The following is a 19,239-nucleotide window of genomic DNA, read 5'->3' on the forward strand; positions in this document are numbered from 1 at the left end:
TCCATTCGGCCTGCGCCGGCCCCTCGCCTTCAGGCGTCGGATTGGCCTTCCGCGATCTCGTCCAGGAGGTGTGGGCCGTTGTTGCGGACGTTGTTGACCGCGGTGGACACGGCGCGGGCATCCAGGTGGCCGGCGGCGGGGGCTGCCAGCAGGGCGCGCAGTTCGCCGGGGTCGTGGTGGGCGGGGTCGAGCCAGGAGCTCCAGTCGTCGGAGGCAATCGTCAGGGGCATGCGAGGGTGGACGCGTCCGGCGGCGTCGGCGGCCTCGGTGGTGATGATCGTGCAGGTGGTCCACCAGGCACCCGGGGCGTCGTCATCGGAGACGGCAGGGTCGCGCCAGAACTCGTACAGCCCGGCGAGCGCCATGACCTGGCCGTCCTCGGGGCTGATGAAGTACGGCTGCTTGCGGGCCTTGGCCGTCTCGGTCGCGGCGACGGCCTGCCACTCGTAGAAGCCGTCCGCCGGCAGCAGGCACCGGCGCTTGGCGAACGCGCGGCGGTAGGCAGGCTTCTCCGCTACCGTCTCCACCCGGGCATTGATCATTTTCGCGCCGACGTTCAGGCTCTTCGCCCACGACGGCACCAGGCCCCAGCGCAGCGATCGCAGCTGCCGGGTGACCTCGCCGGTGTCGTGGTCGATCCGTTCCAGGACCGACCACACGTCGTCGGTCGGGGCCACGTTCCAGCTCGGATCCAGTACCTGGCCAAGATCCCAGCGCGTGACGTCGAACAGGTCGACCAGATCCTGCGGACGGCGGGTGGAGGCATATCGGCCACACATGCCTCCACCCTGCCACGCCATGGCCCGTCGGCCGGCACGATGTCCACCTGCCGTACGGGGGGGCATCGCCCCACACCTCAGTGACACGGGCTTACCGCGGAGACGACGCCGATCTGATGCAGACCTCCGTTGACGCGGTCGACCAGGTATGACCCGTTTCCGGCCGGCATGAAGTCCGGATTCCGGGTGCGCAGATATTCCTTGGACGTCCAGGAGACGATCCACACCAGCTCGTGCTCTTCTCCATGCGCCACGGTCATGCGCATCGGGTCCAGGCGCGCCGACAGTTCCTTCTGGTAGTCGCCAGGCACCGACCGGACCCCGGCGGCCCTACTGAATGTGAGGGCAGATGCCCACCACCATCTTCGACCAGTCCGCCCGACACGCACGGGCATGCCGTCGGCGACCGCGTACTGGCGGGTCACGCCCTGGCTGCCGAGTCCCCGGAAGCGGAGGGGACCGGGCCGCCGACCGCCTCGAACCCGCGTGCTCAGGCAGACGGCCGGTCCGCCGAACGAGGTGCGGCGGCGGCGCGGGCTATCTGCTGCGCGACACGCGCCGCCGGTTGCGCGTCACCGGACCGGTCGCCGGCGGCCGCGGGGACCGTGAGACACACCGCAAGCGCCAGCGGCCTCCCGTCTCGGGAGCGGGTGAAGGAAACGGACCAGGCGGCCGCTTCGCCGCGGCCGTCCGCGTCCGGCCGCAACTCCCACCCGGTCACACCGCCCGCCGCCGAACCCCGCAGAGCCGACCGCAGCTGATCGGCGGTCTTCCGCCCCACGACCCCGCCACCTCCCGTGGCGACATCCTTCGGCCCCTGCGAGCTGCCGTCGGCGCGGATCACCTGGGTGACCAGTTGCGGATTGACCTGCCTGCCGCCGCCCGCGATGACGGCCATCACGCGGGCCATCTCGAGGGGCGTCGCGGTGACCCCCGCGGCCCCGTCGCCGACGGCGGCCAGATCCGCCGCGCTGAGAGCCTTGCGTGGGTAGTTGCTCGGCCAAACGCGCACGGGCATGAGCAGTTTGCCGTCGTTGAAGCCGAACGTCTCGGCCATCGCGGCGAGATCCCTTTGCCCTACATCGACCGCCATCCGTGCAAAGACGTTGTCGCACGCATACCGGAGCGCGGTTCGTATGGATGCGTTTTTGCAGTGGGCGCGATCACCGGTGAACTTCCCGGTGCCGCCGGGCGCTGCGTAGGAGACCGGACTGTGCGTCGCCTCGTCCACGGAGGCGTACAACCCCTTCTCCAGGGCCGCGGCCGCGACGACGAGATGGAACGGATCGCCGGGAGGCGGGGCGTCGCCGCGCACGGGACGGTTCATCAGCGGTTCGTTCTCGTCGCTGTTCACTTTCTTCCACGCGGTCGCGTCGTCATCGTGGTTGCCGCTGAAGGCACTGGGGTCGTACGACGGGGCGCTGAACAGCGCCCGGATGTGGCCGGTCCGCACATCCAGGGCGACCGCGGAGCCCTCCCGGCCGTGTAGCGCGTCGGCGGCGGCTTTCTGCACCGCCGGGTCGATGGCCGTCACCACATTGCCCAGCGGGCCGCCCTTGGGAGAGGTGGGGCGCAGTACGTCGTCGTAGACCCCCTCCAGTCCCGCCTGCGCGAACGCCACCGACCGGTAACCCGTTACGGCGGCGTACAACTCCCCGTCCGTGTAGGTGCGTTCATAGGGAACCTTTGCCAGCCCGGTCGGCTTGGAACCGGTGATGGCCCGCCCCGCGACGATGATGTTGCCGAGCCCGGCCTTCGGCGGCCTCGGCGGCGACTGCTTTTCACGCGGTGTGCCGGGCGGCTTCCCGGAGCCCGCGTGGGTGTCTCCGCCTGCCGTGCAGCCCGACAACGGGGCCGAGAGGAGTGCAAACAGGGCGGCGGCAACCGAGGCCCGGAGGCGCTTCGTCGAGGGCATGACGATCATCCTAGAAGGACGGTGCGTACAGGTGGGCGTCGTTCGGGAGGACGTCGTTCGGGAGCACGTCCTTCAGGAAGGTGCCGGCCAAGAGGGTTCCGCCCACACGCCTTAACCACAGCGGCCGTTGAGCTGCCGTGGGCCCGCCGGTAAGCGCAGGGGGCGAGCCCGAGTCCGGGTAAGTGCACCCGCCGTGGCCGACGCGTTCGGTCGGCGCCCTCTTCGACGTCAGCCCTGGTCGGGTTGAAGCGGCCCGTTGAGGCCCGCAGGGTCGTGGTTACGGGTCAGCGGTCAGCTTTCACCTGACGCCGTCAGTCACGCGTGGAAAATGCCTGGACGTCTGCGAGCGACCGCGACTACGGTAAGCACACGCCCGTGATCACAGATAAGGAGGCGAGAGCGATGCTCACCACAACAACTGTGCGCTCCCGCCCCGTCCACCGGGCGTCCCAGGTCTGATCCGGGAGCGCGTCACTCTCCCGAAGGATCGCTTCACCCATGACTGAACTGGTCATCCGTCCGCTCACCGCGGGCGAGACTCCCCTCTTCGCCTCCCTGCCCGACCCGGGCATCGTCGGCCGCGCCGTCCTCGGCCACACCTACGGCATGATTGCCGACGGCGGCGAGTACCGGCCCGAATGGACCTGGGTCGCTCTGCGCGACGGCGTCGTTGTTGCCCGCGCGGCCTGGTGGGCCAAGCCCGGGGACGAAAAACCCATCGCCCTCGATTGGTTCGACTTCACCGACGCCAAGGCCGCTGTCCAACTGCTGCGCGCCGCACCTTTCCACGCCGAGTACAGCCTGCTGCTGCCGGCTGGCTGGCGCGAGAAGCCAGACGTGCGGGCCGCAGCCGAGGCCCGCACGGCCGCAGCCGAGGCGGCCGGGCTCCGGAAGCTGGTCGAGCGCTACCGCTACACCTGGACCTCCGACTGCCCGCTCCCCGAGCGCACCGGGCGCCTGGAGTACCGGCCGGAGCCGGACGACAACGTCATCCGGGGTGTGGTACGCCGTATCCAGGAAGGCTCCTTGGACGCCCACGACCTGCACGGCATCGCGGAGTACGGCAGGGACGGCGCCGTCGAGGAACTCCTCAACCTCCTCACCTGGATGCCTTCCCCACGGGACTGGTGGCGCCTGGCCTACACCCCGACCGGCGAAATAGCGGGCTTCCACGTCCCCGCCCGCAACCCGTCAGGCTCCTGCATCGGCTTCATCGGCGTCCTCCCCGAGCAGCGCGGCCACGGCTATGCCTACGACCTGCTGGTCGAGTGCACACAAGACCTGGTGGCGCGGGGCGCGACGCGTATCGCGGCCGCCACCGACCAGGGGAACTTCCCGATGGCAGCACATTTCGCGACAGCGGGTTATCCGGTCAGCGAGGAGCGCATCGACTTCGTCTGACCGCCCGACGGCTCGTAGCCGGAGACAGGTTACCCGGAACCGCCTCCGGACATTGACCGGACATTGATGCGCCCAAAGAGGCTGTTCCGGACGGAGCGGGCCGCCACAACTCCAGGAGCGGACACCGCCCTCGTTCGCATGCGGTGTCCACATACGACAGCTCAACGTACGTGGACACCGCAAGATCCGCCCCAGCCGGTACGAAGCCGCCGTCAACAAGCACATCGGCAACATCTTCAATAAACTCGATCTGCCGGTGGACACGGACGGGCATCGCCGGGTCCTGGCGGTGCTGGCGTTCCTCAGAGCATGAGCTGCTACGCACCGCCCATCCCCGTCGACATCATGCGACATCATCAAGGTGGATCACGACGGCTGAACGGGCGCATATCTTCCACTAACTTCCACGGCACGGTGGCCATCGTTGCTCTTCGCCTCTGGCTTCGCTCGTGATCCGCCTGACGGCCCTCAGGGCCAGTGGCAGACGGCCTCGACGTTGTTGCCGTTGGGATCGCGAACGAAGGCTCCGTAGTAGGAGTCGTGGTACTCGGGCCAGAGTCGGGGCGCGTGCAGGACTTCGGCACCCACTGCCAGGGCCGCAGCGTAGAAGGCGTCCACGGCAGCGCGGTCGGCTGCGGTGAACGCGATGTGCACCTCGCGCGAGGGCGCGGGGTCCTTCGCCGGGACCAGCCACAGCGGGTGCCCCGTGACACCAAAGCTGACGTTCTCGCCGAACTGCTTCTTGCGCTCGCCGCCGAGCGGGGCGAGTACGGCATCGTAGAAAGCGGTGCTGGCCGCGATGTCATTCACCTGAATAGCGATGTGATCTAACATGCGCCAACCTTGCACGGCCGCAGGAGAGTTGTCGCGCAGTTTTCTTTCCGCCCGACCAGCCGCCCCCTGGCCCTGGCCCTGGCTCTGTCCCTGGTGAAGCTCGCCGGCAGGTGAATGTCACATCGACCATCACGTGGGGGGTCTGGCGCACCCTGGGCGCACCCGGACCGAGGCGGGCGAAGCCTGGCCCGTTCGTCCCCTGCGCAACCACGCGGGAAGCACAGCGGACCGGGCCGTCTTTGACGCTCTGACCACAGTTTTTCCGTGGGCCCCAGGCGGCTGCGAGAATTCCCCTGCCGGGAGTCGTCGATCCCCTCGCTCGCGCTCGCAGCGCGACGGCGTCGCTCGTCACGGCAGCGGACGTGTGAACGCCTCTGGAGGAGATCCGGAACCGCATGGCGTCAGGGCGGGCCGGGGACGGCCCGGCCTCGCGGCATGCCGGCGGCGCAGCTGCGGTGAGCGGCTCACCGATGCAGGGGGCGCCCTGAGCCTACTGCGGGCGTGTGGTCACATGAGCCCTTTGAGCCCTCCGGGGGAAGAGGGCCGGTAGTGGTTGATCAGGCCTGCGTGTTGGTTGGGCCGGGCGGCTCGGTGGGATTCAGCGTGGTCGAACCGGGGCCGCCGTCCGCGCAGCAGGAATGATGCGGTGCGGGTGGCCAGACGGCTGAGGGGGGTATTCATCGATCCTCCGTTCGTGGCGTTCGGTACTTCGAGCGTACGGAACTTGGGTCGAGCGTGTAGCGATCTGAGCGAGAACTGAGGATGCGCGACGGGACTCGCCAACCGCCACTGGGTCGCGCGGATCGTGGGCGCCCCGCCCTGCTCCCCGTCGCCGACCACCACCGGCACACTCTCGGCGTCTGTGCTGTAACGCCCCTTCCGCAGGGCACCATTGGGCCTGATCCGGCGTGGCTCGATCCCACGGTGAGGTGCACCGGCATCCACATCTGCACGATGTCCGCTTCCGACCGGCGTCACACGGCGGTCAAGCGGTCAAGCGGTCAAGGGGAGTTGTCTTCGGTGGCGGTGACCGTGGCAGTCGGCAGGCAATATCCGCGAGTGGTGAACCGGGGTCGCGCATGTCGGGTCAGCAGGAGCCGGTCTTGCGCCGCGCGATGCCGGGCAACGGCCAGATGTCCGCACGCCGCCATCCCGGATGATTGTCAATTGCCTGTGGGTCGGCGGTTGTCCCGGAGAGCTCCAGTCCGTGACCGAAAAAACGAGATGCGCGCGGCCTGTGGCGCTGACAAGCTGCGCCGGTGAACCGTGAACAGATCTCCCAGATCGCCCATGCCGATCACCCGATCAAGTCTCCGCTCGACGACGAATCGGTGCGCCGGCTTCTGGAACGCGCCCTCCCGCGTGGGGACGAGCGTGTGCTCGACCTTGGTTGCGGCGGCGGGGAATGGCTCCTGCGCGCCCTGGCCACGCGCCCGCACCTGCACGCCGAGGGCGTCGACGTCTCCGAGGTCGCCTTGGGGAAAGCCCGCCAGGCAGCGAGCCACCTCGGCGTCCAGGAACGCCTCGTCCTCCACCACCAGGAGGCCGCGGATTTCGTCTCCTCACAGCCGTTCGACCTGGTGCTCAGCGTCGGGGCCACGCATGCCTTCGGCGGCCTGCTCCCCACCCTCGCAGCGGCACGCAAGCACCTGGCTCCCGGTGGCCATGTCCTGATCGGTGAAGGGTTCTGGGACCGCGCCCCTTCCCAGGATGCCGTGGAGATGCTCGGGGACTTCACCGACCTGGCGACCACTGTGGACCGTGTCGTCGCCGACGGGTGGACACCTGTCAACGGGCACGTCAGCACGCGCCGCGAACTGGACGACTACGAATGGGCCTGCTGGGGGTCACTGGCCTCATGGGCTCTGGACCGCCCTGCCGATCCGGACAGCTCGCACGTGCTCGCGACGGCCACCACCCGGCGCTCCGAATGGCTGCGCGTCTACCGGGACACTTGGGGCTTCGTCTCCCTGGTCCTGCGTCAGACGTCCGACTGACGAACCTCGGGCCGACCCAAGCCCGGCCCCGACACACCACCACACTCCGCGGCCGGGTCTCGTGGTTCGTCTCTCCTGAGCGACGAGGTGGGGCGCCTACGCCGTCCGGCTCGTGAACCGGGCCGATGACCGACTCCGGCTCACCCCGCCGACCGTTGCCCGGCCGAAAGGCGTCAAGGGCTTCGTTGTCATCCCCCCATCGCTGGAAGGCCGAGCGCACCCTGGGCCGGCTGATGAACGCCCGCCGCACCGTCCGGGACCACGAACGACTGCCCAGCACTGCGAAGTCCGCCCGACCTGGGCACTGATCACCGTGATGACCAAGCGCGTCACCCGCAAGAAGCCGTCCCGGCGCTGGCCAAGGAAGCCCGCACCCATCGGGCTGATCGGGCATGGTCGCCGTCAGCGAAATGCCTTGTCAGCGGCCGATGGTCGGGCGATTCCAGCGCCTGGCCGAACACGGCGCGGCAATCACCACCGCACAACCATGAGCTCGTGCCGTCGCACCCTACGGCGCAGTTGCCCGGTCAATGCCTGGCTCCCCCGCCCGGCAAGTGCCTTCACAAACGCCCTACGGGACAGCCCTTAGTTCTCTCACCATCCGAGCCACGAGCGGCACAGGGATGCCGTGCCGCTCGGCTGCTCGCAGCAAGGATCCCCCGATTGCGTCGAGTTCCAGCGGCCGGCCGGCCTCCGCGTCGCGCAGCATGGACGATTTGCTGCCGGGCAGGAACGCGTCGTACCGCGCCAGGACCTGGGCGGCGTCCGCCGGCCCACCGCAGGCCCCGCTCACGGCAGTGGCCTCCTCGACCAGGGTCTCCAGCTCCTCCCTCCGCTCGGAGCGGATGTTGCCGATGGGCAGCCGGTAGCGGGTGGTGAGCAGGGCGAACGGGGCCAGGAAGGCCAGCTTGGCCCATAGGACGGCGTTCTCGTCCGGCACGACGCGAGTGTCCACGCCGGCGGCCGTGAGCAGCGCGGCGAGCGGGGTGAGACGCTCCTGCGGACCGGCCAGGTCTATCTCGGTGAACGGGCTGCCGTGTTCGATTACGCCGGGAGCCGTGCGGGTGGACTCGACACGGATCACGGCCGGTACCACCTGCCGCAAGCCGTAGCGTGCGCGCAGGACAGCAGGGTGTTCGACGCCGTTGAGCAGGGGCAGGACGAGTCCGTCACCGAGCTGTTGGGGCGGTATGCGCTCGAGCGCCGCGTCGAGCGCGGTGTGCTTCACCGTCACCAGGCACACGTCGATGGGCTCCCGCAGGGCGGTGTCCGCCTCGACCTCGGCCGTGAACGCACCGTGGTGACCGCTGCGTACCCGGATGCCGTTGTGGCGCAGTGCGCGTGCACTCTCCTCACCGGCGATACAGATGACGCGATGTCCGGCGCGTGAGAGCAGCGCAGCCAGCAGTCCCCCCACCCCTCCGGGGCCGAGTACGGCCACGGTCCGGGCAGAGGGGGTCGCGGCAGTGAAGTGGCCGGTGAGCGGTCCGGTGTGGTGCATGGTTGGGGCTCCTGTCAGCTCGCGGGTCGGCACCCGTCCCGCCCCTTCGCCATGTCCGGACTGGGCAGGAGGGGCGAGACGGGTTGCCGCCCTGGGCCCGAACTGATCATCGGCGAACCCCGAGAGGCAAGTCAATCCTCGGGTTTTCTTCCATACCCCCAAGAGATTCCTTAGGTTGAGGCGGCCTTACCGTGGCATCCGTGCCCATGACCTTCGATGACCTGCGAATCTTCGTGGCCGTGTGCCGGGCGGGAAGCCTGAGCGCCGTCGCCCGGGACCTGTCCTGCACCCAGTCAGCGGTGAGCCAGCACGTAAAACGGCTGGAACGGCAAACAGGGGTGCGGCTGCTGGAGCGCCGGCCACGGGGCGTCGTGCCCACCCCGGAAGGACGCCTGCTGCAGGCTGCGGCCCTGGAGGGGATCGCCGGCCTGGATCTCGCCCTGCGCCGGCTGGGCGAACTCGCGCGCGGCGAAGCCGGATCGGTGCGGGTGACCACGGGCGCCACGACAGTGCGGCACTTCATGGCCGAGGCCATCGTCGCCTTCCGCGAGAGTCACCCAAGGGTGAGCTTGGAGTTCTGGACGGAAACCTCCAGCCAGAGCTGCTTCGACGCGCTCATCGACGGCGCGGTCGACCTGGCCTGGATCACGATCGGCAGCCCGGTACGGGGCATCGAGCAACGTCCCGTCGTGAAGCTGCCGTGGGTACTGGCGGTCCGGACCGACGATCCGCTCGCCCTCCGGTCACAGATCACAGCCGCCGACCTCGCCGGCATCCGGCACATCCGGCTCCCGGAGAACTCCTCCTCAAGGGCCCACCTGGACACAGCCTTCGCCCGCCTGGACATCCACCCCACCTCAGACACCGGCGTCGCCGACTGGGACACCGCCATCCTGCTGGCAGAACTCGGCATCGGACACGCCATCGTCCCCGCCCTACCGGGGCAGAACACCGCCGGCCCGTCAAGCGAAAGCGGCCCGCTGAAGTTTCTGTCCCTCCCGGACCTGCCACCACTACCGGTGGGCTGGGCAGTCCGCCGCTGGGACACACTCACCCCACTCGCCCGCACCTTCGCCGACATCGTCGAACAGCGATGCACGGCAGGCCCGGCCCCCCAGTAATCACCGCCGCCACACCCACCCCGCGAGACAACACACCGAGACCGTCCCAGGCCAGACAGCCCCAAGCATCGGCCACTCCCCGAACGGAACAGGTACGAGACCAGCGGCGCCCCGCGCCACTTCACCGACCCCAAACCGCCCCCCCGATGCGCACCGTCGAAGTTCCCGGTTGGTGACGTCCGGCACCCGGCCGGTGACGCCGGCTCACTCCTTGTCCACTTCCGCAAGCGAAGCCCGCAACTGCTGCTGCAGATCCGGGTGTTCCTCCGCTCGCTCCAGGGCCAGTGCCGTAGAAAACTCCCGTCGTGCCCGTATCCGCTCTCCTGCTGCCACGTACGACTGACCGAGGCGGTGCCGGATCTCCATCTCGAGTCGTGTGCGGTGCGGTTCCGAACGCCGCGAGATGCCTGTGTGCAGCGCCAATGCCTGGCGATGGCGGCGTTCCGCCTCCGCAAGGTCCTCCGCGACCGACCCCAGCCGTGTCAACGTCAACGCCAGCAGCAGCGCGTCGCCGGCCTCCCGCAGCAGTGCCTCACTGCGCAGCAGCACCGCCCGCGCCTCCGCCCGTTCGCCGAGCGCCGCATGCCCGTCTGCAAGGGAGACCAGGCGCTGGCTGACCGGTATCGGGCGGCCGTTGCGCTCCGCCGCGGCGAGCGCCGCCCGCGCGTCGGCGAACGCTGTAGGCACCTCACCCTGCATGAACCGGCTTATCGACCGCAGCGCCAATGCCAGAGATACTCCCCACTCGTCGTCGGCCCGCTTCAGGACCGGCAGCACCTCATCCACAGTGGCCGTCACCGTGTCGTACCGCCCCTGCAGGAGGTCTTGGAGGGCCAGACCGGTCAGAGGCAGCGCCGCCATCGTCTCGTCGCCGCTCTCGCGGGCGGACTTCAGAGCCTGCCGGAGCCAGTCGCCACCCTGCGCGTGCCGGCCCTGCTGGTGGTCCAGCAGACCGAGCGACGCCGCCACCCGGACCCGCAGCGCCGGATCCCCGCTCCGCTCAGCGGCGCGCAGCGCCGTCGTCAGCGCCGTGCGGCCCTCGTCGTAGCGATCGTGGTGAAGGAAGTAGTCCCGCAGTGCCTCACCCAGCTGCGTCGCCAGGACGTCCTCGCCGTGCGCCGCCGCGTAGCTCGGTACGGTCGCCAGGTCCGCCCCCGCCTCGTCCAGCCACCGCGCCGCCTCCCGCGCGGAGTCGAACCGCTGCGGATCCCCGTCCGACGCCCGGCCATCGTCACTGGTGAGCCGGCCCGCTTGGACATACAGCTCCAGTACCTGCCGACGGGCCTGCGCCGCCTCCTCAGGCCGGGTGCCGGCCAGCTTCCGCGCGTGGACCCGCACGAGGTCGTGGAGGCGATACCGTCCCGGGCCCGGCTGCAGCACCAGGCTCGCGTCGTACAGCTCCTCCAGCACGGTCTCCGCCTCGTCGACGCCCACCCCGAGCATCACCGCCGGCGTCCACGCGTCGAACTCCGGCGTCGGCGCATGGCCCAACAGCCGGAACGCCCGCTGCCGGGCCTCACTCAACTGCTCGTAGGACATGTGGAACGCGGCCTCCACGCTGCGGTCCCCGGCGCTCAGCTCGCCCAGTCGCCGCTCCTCCCGCGCCATACGCGCCGCCAGGTGGGCCGGCGACCACGACGGCCGGTGCTGCAGCCGCGCGCCGGCGATCCGCAGGGCCAGCGGCAGGCCCCCGCACAGCCGCGCCAGGTCGGTGACCGCCTCGGGTTCGGCGTCGGTGCGCGCGGCGCCGATCAGGCGGCGCAGCAGATCGATCGATTCGGTGGTCGGCAGTGGGTCCAGGGTCACGCATCGGTCCGCGTCCAGCCCGGTCAGCCTGCGCCGTCCCGCCACCAGCACGCGGCTGCCCGGACCGGCAGGCAGCAGGGGCCGCACCTGCGCGGCGCTTCCCGCATCGTCGAGAACGAGCAGCAGCCGCAGCCTGCTGGTGGCGTCGCGCCATGCAGCGATCAGGCCGTCGTGGTCCTGGGGGATGTCCGCGTCGGCCATACCGAGCGTGCGCAGCAGCCGCTGGAGCAGCCGCTGCGTCAAGGGTCGGTCGCCTGCCGGCAAGTGGTGCGTGAGCAGATCGAGGAAGAGGACGCCGTCCGGGTGCTGGGGGCGAAGCGTCCACGCCGCGTGCACCAGCAGCGATGTCTTCCCGACCCCGGCAGGGCCGTCCACCGTCGCGACCATGACGCCCTCGTGGGGGGCGGGCGCGGTCAGTGCGGCGACCTCAGCGACGCGGCCGATCAACTTGCCCGCGTTTCCGGGGAGTTGGTTCACCGTGCGAAGCGGCCGGGCCTGCGTCGGCACCGACGGTACCGATGCCCGGGGGCGCCGCGAGGCAACCGCCGTGGGGACCTTCGAGGCAGTCGCTGCGTCCGGGAAGGCAGAGCCGCCGGCGGTGGGCGAGCCGCCGAGGACGGCCGTGTCGTCGTGGCGGAGCACTGCCGCGTGCAGGTCCCGCAGGGCTGCGGACGGTGCGGCACCCAGCTCCTCTCGCAGCCGCCGCCGCAGCCCCTCGTACGCGGCGAGCGCCTCGCCCTGCCGGCCCGTGCCGTACAGCGCCCGGATCCTCAGCGCCTGTACCGGCTCGTCCAGCGGATCGGCTGCCTCCGAAGAGGCCAGGTCCGCGAGGACCTCGCTGCCGCGGCCGAGCTGCAGCAGACACTCCAGCCGTTGCTGCTGCAGGGAGCGGCGCTCGATCAGCAGCCGCTGGCGTTCCCCGAGCGCGTACGGCCCGGGCAGCCCCGCCAGCGGTTCCCCGCGGAAAAGCCGCAGGCCCTGCTCAGCGGCGGCCAGCGCCCGCGAGATGTCTCCGGCATCCAGCAACCGTCGTGTTTCCACGGAGAGTTCGGCGAGGCGTGCGGTGTCGAGGCGGACCGGCGCGGCGAAGCGGTAGCCGCCCGGCCCGCCACGGATCACCGAGGCGTTCTGCCCCGCACTCGGCACGTCCAGGGCCTGCCGCAGCGCGTATACGTAGCTGGGCAGGACGCGCCGCCCCGTCGGCGGCGGCCTGTCGCCCCACACTCCGTCGATCAGTTGCTCGTGGCTGACCAGCCGGCCGCCGCGCAGCACCAGCGCCGCCAGCACCGCCTGTCGGCGGGCCGGACCGATTGCCGCCTCCAGGTCGCCTCGCCATGTCTGCACGGGGCCGAGTATCGCGACGTGCAGCTCCTGCGACGCCCCCATTGCCATCCGGGCCCCTCTGTCATCACGGATCATCAGAGTTTCATCGCTATTCCAGCGGCGTGCATCACAGTTGGCAAGTCAGAGCCGGAACAGCGGTCGTCGCCGTGCCGTACGGGGGACAGCACCGCCGCCTGCAACCCGGCACCGGGCGCGCCCGACCCGCGGAGGTGCCATGACCCCTGAGGTTGCACTGCTCCTGGGCCGTTGCGGCCTGGTTCTGTACGGCCTGGGCGACGGCAGCTGCCGAATCCGTGCTGCCGGCGGCCCGGTCGTCGGCCGGGTTGAAGGCAGCGCGGGCGCCTGGAACGCCTGGGCGCGGCGGCACGACGGGTGTCAGGTCCTGGTCGCCACCGACCTGCCCAGCCGGAACGCGGCGGTGTGCGCGGTCGCCGATCACGCCGAGTGGGAGGACCTGGCACGGGTCCGGCCCGACAAGACGTCACGGAGGTACCACATGACGAGCATGAAGCGGCGCCACCTGTGGAGCCTGGCCCGAGAGGCCCGCAGGGCGAGGGAAGCGGGAGAGATGACACACACGGTGCAGCTCTACCTCAATCGGCCGGTGTACGGAAAGCGGGCCGTCAGGCGGGTGGACCGCGGAGTCGATGAAACGATCCGGGCCATTGAGCGCGAAGGCTGGGAGTGCTGTGGAGTCGAGCCGTGGCTCGGCACCGGAGTGCTGCTCAACTTCGTACGGGCCAACTGATGGCGTCACGCCGGGCCGGTGTCGACGGTCAGGCAATTCCCCACCCTGAACGTCATGTAATGGGCTGCGGGGACGGTGACCGTGTGCCGAGATCCCCATGGCGCAGCCCAGGGGGGAAGCGCATGACCGCCGACTGCGCTCAACCATCAGCCGCGACCTCTCGAAGCGGCTCCGACAGCGTCAGTCAGCGCCCAATTCAGGCCCCCGCGTGCACGGGTACTCGCCGCCGTCGCACTAGTGACCTGAGTCGGAGATTCGTCGGCAGTAGGCGGCGACTTTGTCGAGGATTTCGTCGGCGGTTTTGGTCCAGGTGAAGGGTCTGGGTTGCTCGTTCCAGTCGGCCAGCCAGGCACGGATATCGCGTTCGAGGGCTTGGACGGAGCGGTGGACTCCTCGCTTGAGTTTCTTCTGGGTCAGCTCTGCGAACCACCGTTCCACCAGGTTCAGCCATGACGCGCTCGTGGGTGTGAAGTGCAGGTGGAATCGGGGGTGGGCCAGTAGCCACCGCTTGATGTCGGGTGTCTTGTGGGTCGCGTAGTTGTCGAGAATCAGGTGGACCTGGAGGCCGGCGGGGACTTCTTTGTCGACCTTGGCCAGGAACTTCTTGAACTCGGCAGCCCGGTGCCGGCGGTGCAGGGAGCCGATGACCTTTCCCGTCGCGACCTCCAGGGCGGCGAAGAGGGTGGTGGTGCCGGCGCGGATGTAGTCGTGGCTGCGGCGTTCGGGAACGCCGGGCATCATCGGCAGGACCGGTTGGGACCGGTCCAGGGCCTGGATCTGCGACTTCTCGTCCACACACAGCACCAGCGCCTTCTCCGGCGGGTCGAGGTAGAGGCCGACGACGTCGCGGACTTTGTCGATGAACAGCGGGTCCGTCGACAGCTTGAACGTCTGCGAGCGATGTGGGGCCAGGGCGAAAGCCCGCCAGATCCGCGAGATCGCCGACTGCGACATCCCGGTCGCCGCGGCCATTGACCGGGTCGACCAGTGGGTGGCATTCTTCGGTTTCTCCTCGAGCGTCTTGACGATGACACGCTCGACGTCTGCGTCTGTGATCTTGCGCGGGACGCCGGGCCGCGGCTCGTCGGACAGGCCGTTCAGACCACGTTCGAGGAAGCGCCGTCGCCAGGTGCGGACCATGTCCGCGGTGACGCCGAGCCGGCGTGACACCTCCATGATCGAGTACCCCTCAGCGCACTCCAGAACGATCCTTGAGCGCTGAGCCAGAGACTGGGCCGTCGAACGACGACGCACCCAGCCTTCCAGCACGGTCCGTTGGGCATCAGTGACCGACAACGGCGGAATCTTCGGACCCGGACGACTCATACCCAACCAACGACGAATCTCCGACTCAGGTCACTAGGGCGTGCCCGGCGGATCATTGCCCCACGGCAGATGAGTCCCAGGCAAGGATCTGAGTCCCAGGCAATGATCCGCCGGACTGGGAACGGGGCGTCAGGCCAATGAGAACTTGGCTACGTACTCGTCGAAGGGCTCGATGCCAACTTCCGCACGCTGTTCGTCCATGCGCTCGGGCTCTTCACAGGGCCACGGAACAGGAGCCCCGTCCTTCACGCCGGCGATCTGAGTGCCATAGATTTGCTTGCGGCCCTCATTGACCAGTGTGCGGTCGCGCAGGAAGGCCAGCTCGCGGGGGCTGGCTGAGCCTGCCGTCACCGCCTGCTGCATCAGGTGGAGGGCGCGTCGCTGAACGTCGAGCTGTCGGTCGGCGTGCTGGGCGAGCAGCCAAGCCGAGCGTGTGGCCTCCTCGCCGACCAGTTCTGCTGTCGGCCAGCCGTACTCATCCATGATCTCGCCGAGTCGGTCACCGTGCCGTGCGGTCAGCCGGCGCCAGGCCAACTGCACGGCGGGGTCATCGCTGTTCGCATGGGCTGAGGACTGGCGATCGGCCGCAGCCATGTCCGTTAGTTCCAGCGCCAGCGCCAGCGCGGCAACGTCGTGCGCCACTCTTAACTCCTAAGTCAGATCGGTGCGTTGTGCTCGTTGTCGTCCGTAACCCTAAAGGCACATACTGGGCGTAAAGATCATTCCGGAGAACGGTGACAGGCACCTCCGGTCACGGGGATAATGGATCTATCCCCGGAACCAGAGCCGGATGGCTGCGACGGTGACGGCGCCCTGGAAGCGACAGGCGAGCTTGTCGTATCGCGTGGCCACCGCACGGAACGCCCGACCTCGCCGAAGGACTGTGCGACCTCGCCGTCATTCGCGCCACCCTCGACCTGTGGCCCGCGCACGAGCAGCCCGCCGTCGAGTACACCCAGGACATCGACGACCGGCTCGCCGCCATCGCCACCGGCCGCCGCATCGGCCTCACCGCGCAGGCCACCGCCGCCCAGTACCGCCGCGACGGCATCACCTACCGCCCCCTGTGCGACGCGCAGCCCGTACCCGTCCACCTCATCTGGCGGACCCACGACCCCCACCCCGCCACCCACACCGCCATCGCCCTTGCCAACGTCCTCCACCGCGAGGACCGCAGCACCCCGCGCTCGCATAATTGACCCCGCAACGCATGCGCCGTCGACGTCGGCATGCCGGCCATCAGGAACGAGGAGTATTGAGCACCCGAGCCGACCGAGAAGAGCTGGGCCCCGACCTCTGCACCTGGACTATGGCGCGTCTATGGCTACTCGCTGACGAAGCTGAAGGCCGGGAGATCGAAGCGATACGCGTCGTCGCCCAGGGTCACGCTTACCGATCCGACGAATCCCGAGAAGCCCGCAAGCAGTGGGCCAAGCTGTCACTGCACGCCAACGGGCGCCTGCGCGCCAACGGTCCCCGGCAGCAATCACGGGCGGATCACCAGGAGTTCATGCTCCGGACGTGGGCCATCGACCGCCTCGGCCCTGACGAGGACGACCCCGACTGGGCGCCCGAGAGGCTCGCCTCGGACACTCTCGCCACACTGGCTCTCGCTCCTGCCGAGGCCCGTGCCCTCGCCGTTCACTGGCGCCGGCTCCCCATTGAGCGAATCCGGGAGCTGCGGCGACACAAAACCCTGACGGCCCATCTCGACACCCTCGTCAGCTATCTGCAGTCCAGCCCGAACCGGGACCAACTTCTCCTCTGGCTACAGATCCGCCAGGAACTGCCCTGATCGGCCCCCATCAGCCCTCATCGGCCGTCATCGGCGTCATCGGCTCGCGAAGCCCACGCCGCAATGGCGTGCCGCCTCGATGTTCGGAGAAGCCTGCGGACGACGCCCCGTCCTCACATCTCCCCCCAGAGAGGCCGCGACTGGTCGAGATCCGCGACAACCGCACCGACCGGATCGTTGACGCCCAACGCGAGGGCCGGCTCGGCGAAGTCGAAGGACTCTCCATCAGTCTCGCCGCCGCGGAGACACTCACCCAACTCGCCGCGCAACAAGAGCGCCAAGGGCCCACTGTCCTCCTGGGCATCCCCGCACTCGATCAGATCGTCGCCCGCACCAGCGAGGTGAGCGAGCCCCGAGCCGGTCCACCCAGAGCACCAGCCGGGACGCAGAGGCGCCAGCCTGCGAGCGGTGATTGAGGTGATCGGTGTATCCGCTCCGTTCCAACAGCGCGGGCAGCGAGCTGAGCGCGCCGCCGCGGACGCCGCCGCGCACCGCAGTGACGCATTGGAGAGATCCGGCGTCCGCGGTCGAGTCCTAGTCGGTGGTTCCGTACGCGGCCATGAACATGTCCAGCAGTCCGTCGACCGCGCTCTCGTCGATGGGGCGGGTTGACAGCAGGCTGCGGTAGTACAGAGTGCCGCACAGCACCTCGGCGGCGAATTCCAGGTTTGTTTCCGCTACCAGTTCACCGGTGCGCTGGGCGCGGGTGATCCGGTCGAGGGTGCTCTGCTCGACGGTGACCAGGAATCGTTCGTGCAGGGTCGCCCGCAGCGCGGAATCGGACTGAGCCTCCGCGATGACCGCGCGGTAGACGGGGCCGATCGGCGGGCTGGAGAGGGCGCGGCCTGAGCGTAGGAACTGTTCGCGCAAATCCGCGCGGACGTCCCCGGTGTCGCGGTAGTCCAGGTCGCTGGCCCACACACGGCTGAGCGCGTCGAGCAGCAGCGCCGCCATGGACGGCCAGCGCCGGTAGATCGTGTGCTTCCCGACCCCGGCCCGTCTGGCAACCGCCTCGATACTCAGCCCCGCGTAACCGACCTCCGCAGCCAGATCGAGGGTTACCTGCAGCAGCTCTTCGGTGCGCGCGGCGCCCCGGCGTCTCGGCGTGGCGGGCGTGTCGGTCATGCCACCACTCTATCGACACGTGGCGTGCCGTTGACAATCCCGAGGGCTGCGCGCAGTATTCAGTCTCGATCGGCACGGATCGTGCCGATGTTGATCTGGTGGCACGTCGCCACCCACGCGCCCAGGATCCAACACATCAGATCCTCAAGGGGAGTTCTGCCATGAGCAGCACCGAAAGCAGCAGCACGCACGAGGGATTCACGGCCGAGGAACGGGCCGCGATGAAGGACCACGCCCAAGAGCTGAAGAAGGCAGCCCGCCGCAGCTCGCGCGCGGACAAGGCGGCGGAGGCGGAGCGGGACGTGCTCGCGAAGATCGCCGAGATGCAGGACTCGGACCGGATCATGGCCGAGCGCGTCCATGCCGTCATCACAGCCGGCGCCCCGGCCCTCGCACCGAAGCTCTGGTACGGCATGCCCGCCTACGCGCTGGACGGCAAAGTCGTCTGCTTCTTCCAGAGCGCGGAGAAGTTCAAGGCGCGCTACGCGACGCTCGGGTTCAGCGACCAGGCGAAGCTGGACGAGGGCACGATGTGGGCAGCCGGTTTCGCCCTGACCGAGGTGACGACCGAAGTGGAGGCGCGGATCGCCGCACTCGTGAAGCAGGCTGTGAGCTGAGGCGCGCCCGGCAACGGGCCGGGCCCGCGCCGTCTTCACGTGCTCGACGGCCCGCGCCATGCACAGTGGCATGTGCGCGAAGACCAAGGCGGTTCGCGCCGGCCGTACGAAAGACCGCGGCGGTGTGGACAGCAGCGGCGGAGGGTTCATCGCCGTACCTGCCCGGGTGGGCGGCATGGGTCTGCCGCCAGTGCGCACGCTGCGCCTGCGCCAGTTCTCGGTCCTCGTGCATCCGTACTCCCCTGGTCCCCATCGCCCCGGCCGGGACGGTACTCGGCCTGGATTCCGGCCCGCCGCTCACGTGATCACACTCTGGCCAGCAGCACAGGCGGCGGTCAGCAGCCCGACGGGCCGGTCGATACCGTCCGCGGTGGTCCTGCCCGACAGGGGCCAGGCGGGGCAGGAGCACGAACGCCGGGGCGAGGCGCCGGAGAACGGGGTCTCCGACGGGCCCGGCAGGCTCGCCGGCCCCCCGGCACGGTCGATCACCGGTTCACGGGAGAGGAGTGAGCCGCCGGCAGCACAGGGGCCGGTCGTCTCCGTAGGCCGCCGACGACAGTACGGGTGACCTGCGGGTCGGCCGGTTCCTGCGGTGCCCGTACCTGGCGCGTCGCCCGCAGGACACATGGCCCGGACGCGGATGCCTGGCGGCTCCTGTCCCTTCGCGCGCGTCGTGGAACGCTCGCTGCCTGCGCCGCCGTTGCGGCGTTCGCGCTTGTCCTCAGTGGCCGTTCATCAAACGGGAAGGCGGCGTCCGGAGCAACCGGGGAAGAGCGGTGAGGGATTCCCCGTCAAGGTCAAGAGTGCGCTCGGGACGGCGGAGATACCCAAGCGCCCCGAACGTGTCGTCACCCTCGGCCAGGGCTCGGCCGAGACCTCCATCGCGCTCGTGCCACACACCCGTGGTCGGGCACCACCAAGGAGCAGCAC

At 69.5% G+C, this 19,239-nt stretch carries 16 protein-coding genes and 2 pseudogenes; 7 read left to right on the top strand and 11 right to left on the bottom strand.

Features of this window, described 5'->3' with window-relative positions; genetic code table 11:
- Window positions 1-29: 29 nt before the first annotated feature.
- From ACZ4S3_RS31815 to ACZ4S3_RS31825, 3 genes are all read right to left on the bottom strand, one after another.
- Window positions 30-779 (bottom strand): SOS response-associated peptidase, encoded by a 750-nt coding sequence (locus tag ACZ4S3_RS31815; RefSeq protein ID WP_467940498.1) that lies wholly within the window; start codon window positions 777-779, stop codon window positions 30-32.
- A 77-nt stretch (window positions 780-856) separates the two neighbouring features.
- A complete protein-coding gene (locus tag ACZ4S3_RS31820) occupies window positions 857-1,090 on the bottom strand; it encodes a YrhB domain-containing protein (RefSeq protein WP_467940500.1) in 234 nt (77 codons plus the stop codon).
- Between the two features lie 179 nt (window positions 1,091-1,269).
- Window positions 1,270-2,694, bottom strand: coding sequence for a penicillin-binding transpeptidase domain-containing protein (locus ACZ4S3_RS31825; RefSeq protein WP_467940502.1), 1,425 nt, complete (start codon window positions 2,692-2,694; stop codon window positions 1,270-1,272).
- A 498-nt stretch (window positions 2,695-3,192) separates the two neighbouring features.
- Here ACZ4S3_RS31825 and ACZ4S3_RS31830 point away from each other — a divergent pair, with 498 nt between their 5' ends.
- Together ACZ4S3_RS31830 and ACZ4S3_RS31835 are read left to right on the top strand one after the other, a co-directional pair.
- On the top strand, window positions 3,193-4,095 hold the full coding sequence (locus ACZ4S3_RS31830; protein ID WP_467940504.1) for a GNAT family N-acetyltransferase: 903 nt from the start codon (window positions 3,193-3,195) through the stop codon (window positions 4,093-4,095).
- A 202-nt stretch (window positions 4,096-4,297) separates the two neighbouring features.
- A pseudogene (locus tag ACZ4S3_RS31835) lies at window positions 4,298-4,408 on the top strand (DNA-binding response regulator); the annotation flags it as partial.
- Between the two features lie 155 nt (window positions 4,409-4,563).
- Here ACZ4S3_RS31835 and ACZ4S3_RS31840 read toward each other — a convergent pair.
- Window positions 4,564-4,929, bottom strand: a complete 366-nt coding sequence (locus tag ACZ4S3_RS31840; protein WP_467940506.1) for a VOC family protein — start codon at window positions 4,927-4,929, stop codon at window positions 4,564-4,566.
- Between the two features lie 1,259 nt (window positions 4,930-6,188).
- On the opposite strand from ACZ4S3_RS31840, the gene ACZ4S3_RS31845 reads away from it, so the two are divergent.
- Window positions 6,189-6,926 carry an SAM-dependent methyltransferase gene (locus ACZ4S3_RS31845; protein ID WP_467940509.1) on the top strand — a complete coding sequence of 246 codons (738 nt, stop codon included), beginning with the start codon at window positions 6,189-6,191 and terminating at the stop codon, window positions 6,924-6,926.
- Window positions 6,927-7,497: 571 nt separating this feature from the next.
- Here the strand turns inward: ACZ4S3_RS31845 and ACZ4S3_RS31850 are convergent.
- The gene (locus ACZ4S3_RS31850) at window positions 7,498-8,427 is read right to left on the bottom strand and encodes a ketopantoate reductase family protein (RefSeq protein ID WP_467940511.1); all 930 of its coding nucleotides are present in this window, start codon (window positions 8,425-8,427) and stop codon (window positions 7,498-7,500) included.
- A 206-nt stretch (window positions 8,428-8,633) separates the two neighbouring features.
- Between ACZ4S3_RS31850 and ACZ4S3_RS31855 the strand changes: the two genes are divergently transcribed.
- A complete protein-coding gene (locus ACZ4S3_RS31855; protein ID WP_467940513.1) occupies window positions 8,634-9,548 on the top strand; it encodes a LysR family transcriptional regulator in 915 nt (304 codons plus the stop codon).
- A 204-nt stretch (window positions 9,549-9,752) separates the two neighbouring features.
- Here the strand turns inward: ACZ4S3_RS31855 and ACZ4S3_RS31860 are convergent, their stop codons facing one another.
- Window positions 9,753-12,698, bottom strand: a complete 2,946-nt coding sequence (locus ACZ4S3_RS31860; protein WP_467940515.1) for an AfsR/SARP family transcriptional regulator — start codon at window positions 12,696-12,698, stop codon at window positions 9,753-9,755.
- Between the two features lie 214 nt (window positions 12,699-12,912).
- On the opposite strand from ACZ4S3_RS31860, the gene ACZ4S3_RS31865 reads away from it, so the two are divergent.
- A complete protein-coding gene (locus tag ACZ4S3_RS31865; protein WP_467940517.1) occupies window positions 12,913-13,446 on the top strand; it encodes a hypothetical protein in 534 nt (177 codons plus the stop codon).
- Between the two features lie 234 nt (window positions 13,447-13,680).
- On the opposite strand, the gene ACZ4S3_RS31870 is transcribed toward ACZ4S3_RS31865, so the two are convergent.
- The 3 genes and pseudogenes from ACZ4S3_RS31870 to ACZ4S3_RS31880 all read right to left on the bottom strand — a co-directional run.
- On the bottom strand, window positions 13,681-14,772 hold the full coding sequence (locus tag ACZ4S3_RS31870; protein ID WP_467940519.1) for an IS630 family transposase: 1,092 nt from the start codon (window positions 14,770-14,772) through the stop codon (window positions 13,681-13,683).
- Window positions 14,773-14,901: 129 nt separating this feature from the next.
- Window positions 14,902-15,414, bottom strand: a complete 513-nt coding sequence (locus ACZ4S3_RS31875; RefSeq protein ID WP_467940521.1) for a DUF6624 domain-containing protein — start codon at window positions 15,412-15,414, stop codon at window positions 14,902-14,904.
- A gap of 126 nt (window positions 15,415-15,540) precedes the next feature.
- Window positions 15,541-15,639: pseudogene (locus ACZ4S3_RS31880) on the bottom strand (IS5/IS1182 family transposase); the annotation flags it as partial.
- Window positions 15,640-16,282: 643 nt separating this feature from the next.
- On the opposite strand from ACZ4S3_RS31880, the gene ACZ4S3_RS31885 reads away from it, so the two are divergent.
- Window positions 16,283-16,567: a hypothetical protein gene (locus tag ACZ4S3_RS31885; protein WP_467940523.1), complete on the top strand. Its 285-nt coding sequence runs from the start codon at window positions 16,283-16,285 to the stop codon at window positions 16,565-16,567.
- A gap of 113 nt (window positions 16,568-16,680) precedes the next feature.
- Here ACZ4S3_RS31885 and ACZ4S3_RS31890 read toward each other — a convergent pair whose 3' ends face one another.
- Both ACZ4S3_RS31890 and ACZ4S3_RS31895 read right to left on the bottom strand, forming a co-directional pair.
- Window positions 16,681-16,848, bottom strand: coding sequence for a hypothetical protein (locus ACZ4S3_RS31890; RefSeq protein ID WP_467940525.1), 168 nt, complete (start codon window positions 16,846-16,848; stop codon window positions 16,681-16,683).
- A gap of 253 nt (window positions 16,849-17,101) precedes the next feature.
- Window positions 17,102-17,692 carry a TetR/AcrR family transcriptional regulator gene (locus tag ACZ4S3_RS31895; protein WP_467940527.1) on the bottom strand — a complete coding sequence of 197 codons (591 nt, stop codon included), beginning with the start codon at window positions 17,690-17,692 and terminating at the stop codon, window positions 17,102-17,104.
- A 161-nt stretch (window positions 17,693-17,853) separates the two neighbouring features.
- Between ACZ4S3_RS31895 and ACZ4S3_RS31900 the strand changes: the two genes are divergently transcribed.
- Entirely contained in the window at window positions 17,854-18,309 is a 456-nt protein-coding gene (locus ACZ4S3_RS31900; protein WP_467940529.1) for an iron chaperone, read from the top strand.
- Window positions 18,310-19,239 lie beyond the last annotated feature (930 nt).

This window comes from Streptomyces sp. NPDC028368 (assembly GCF_055565615.1).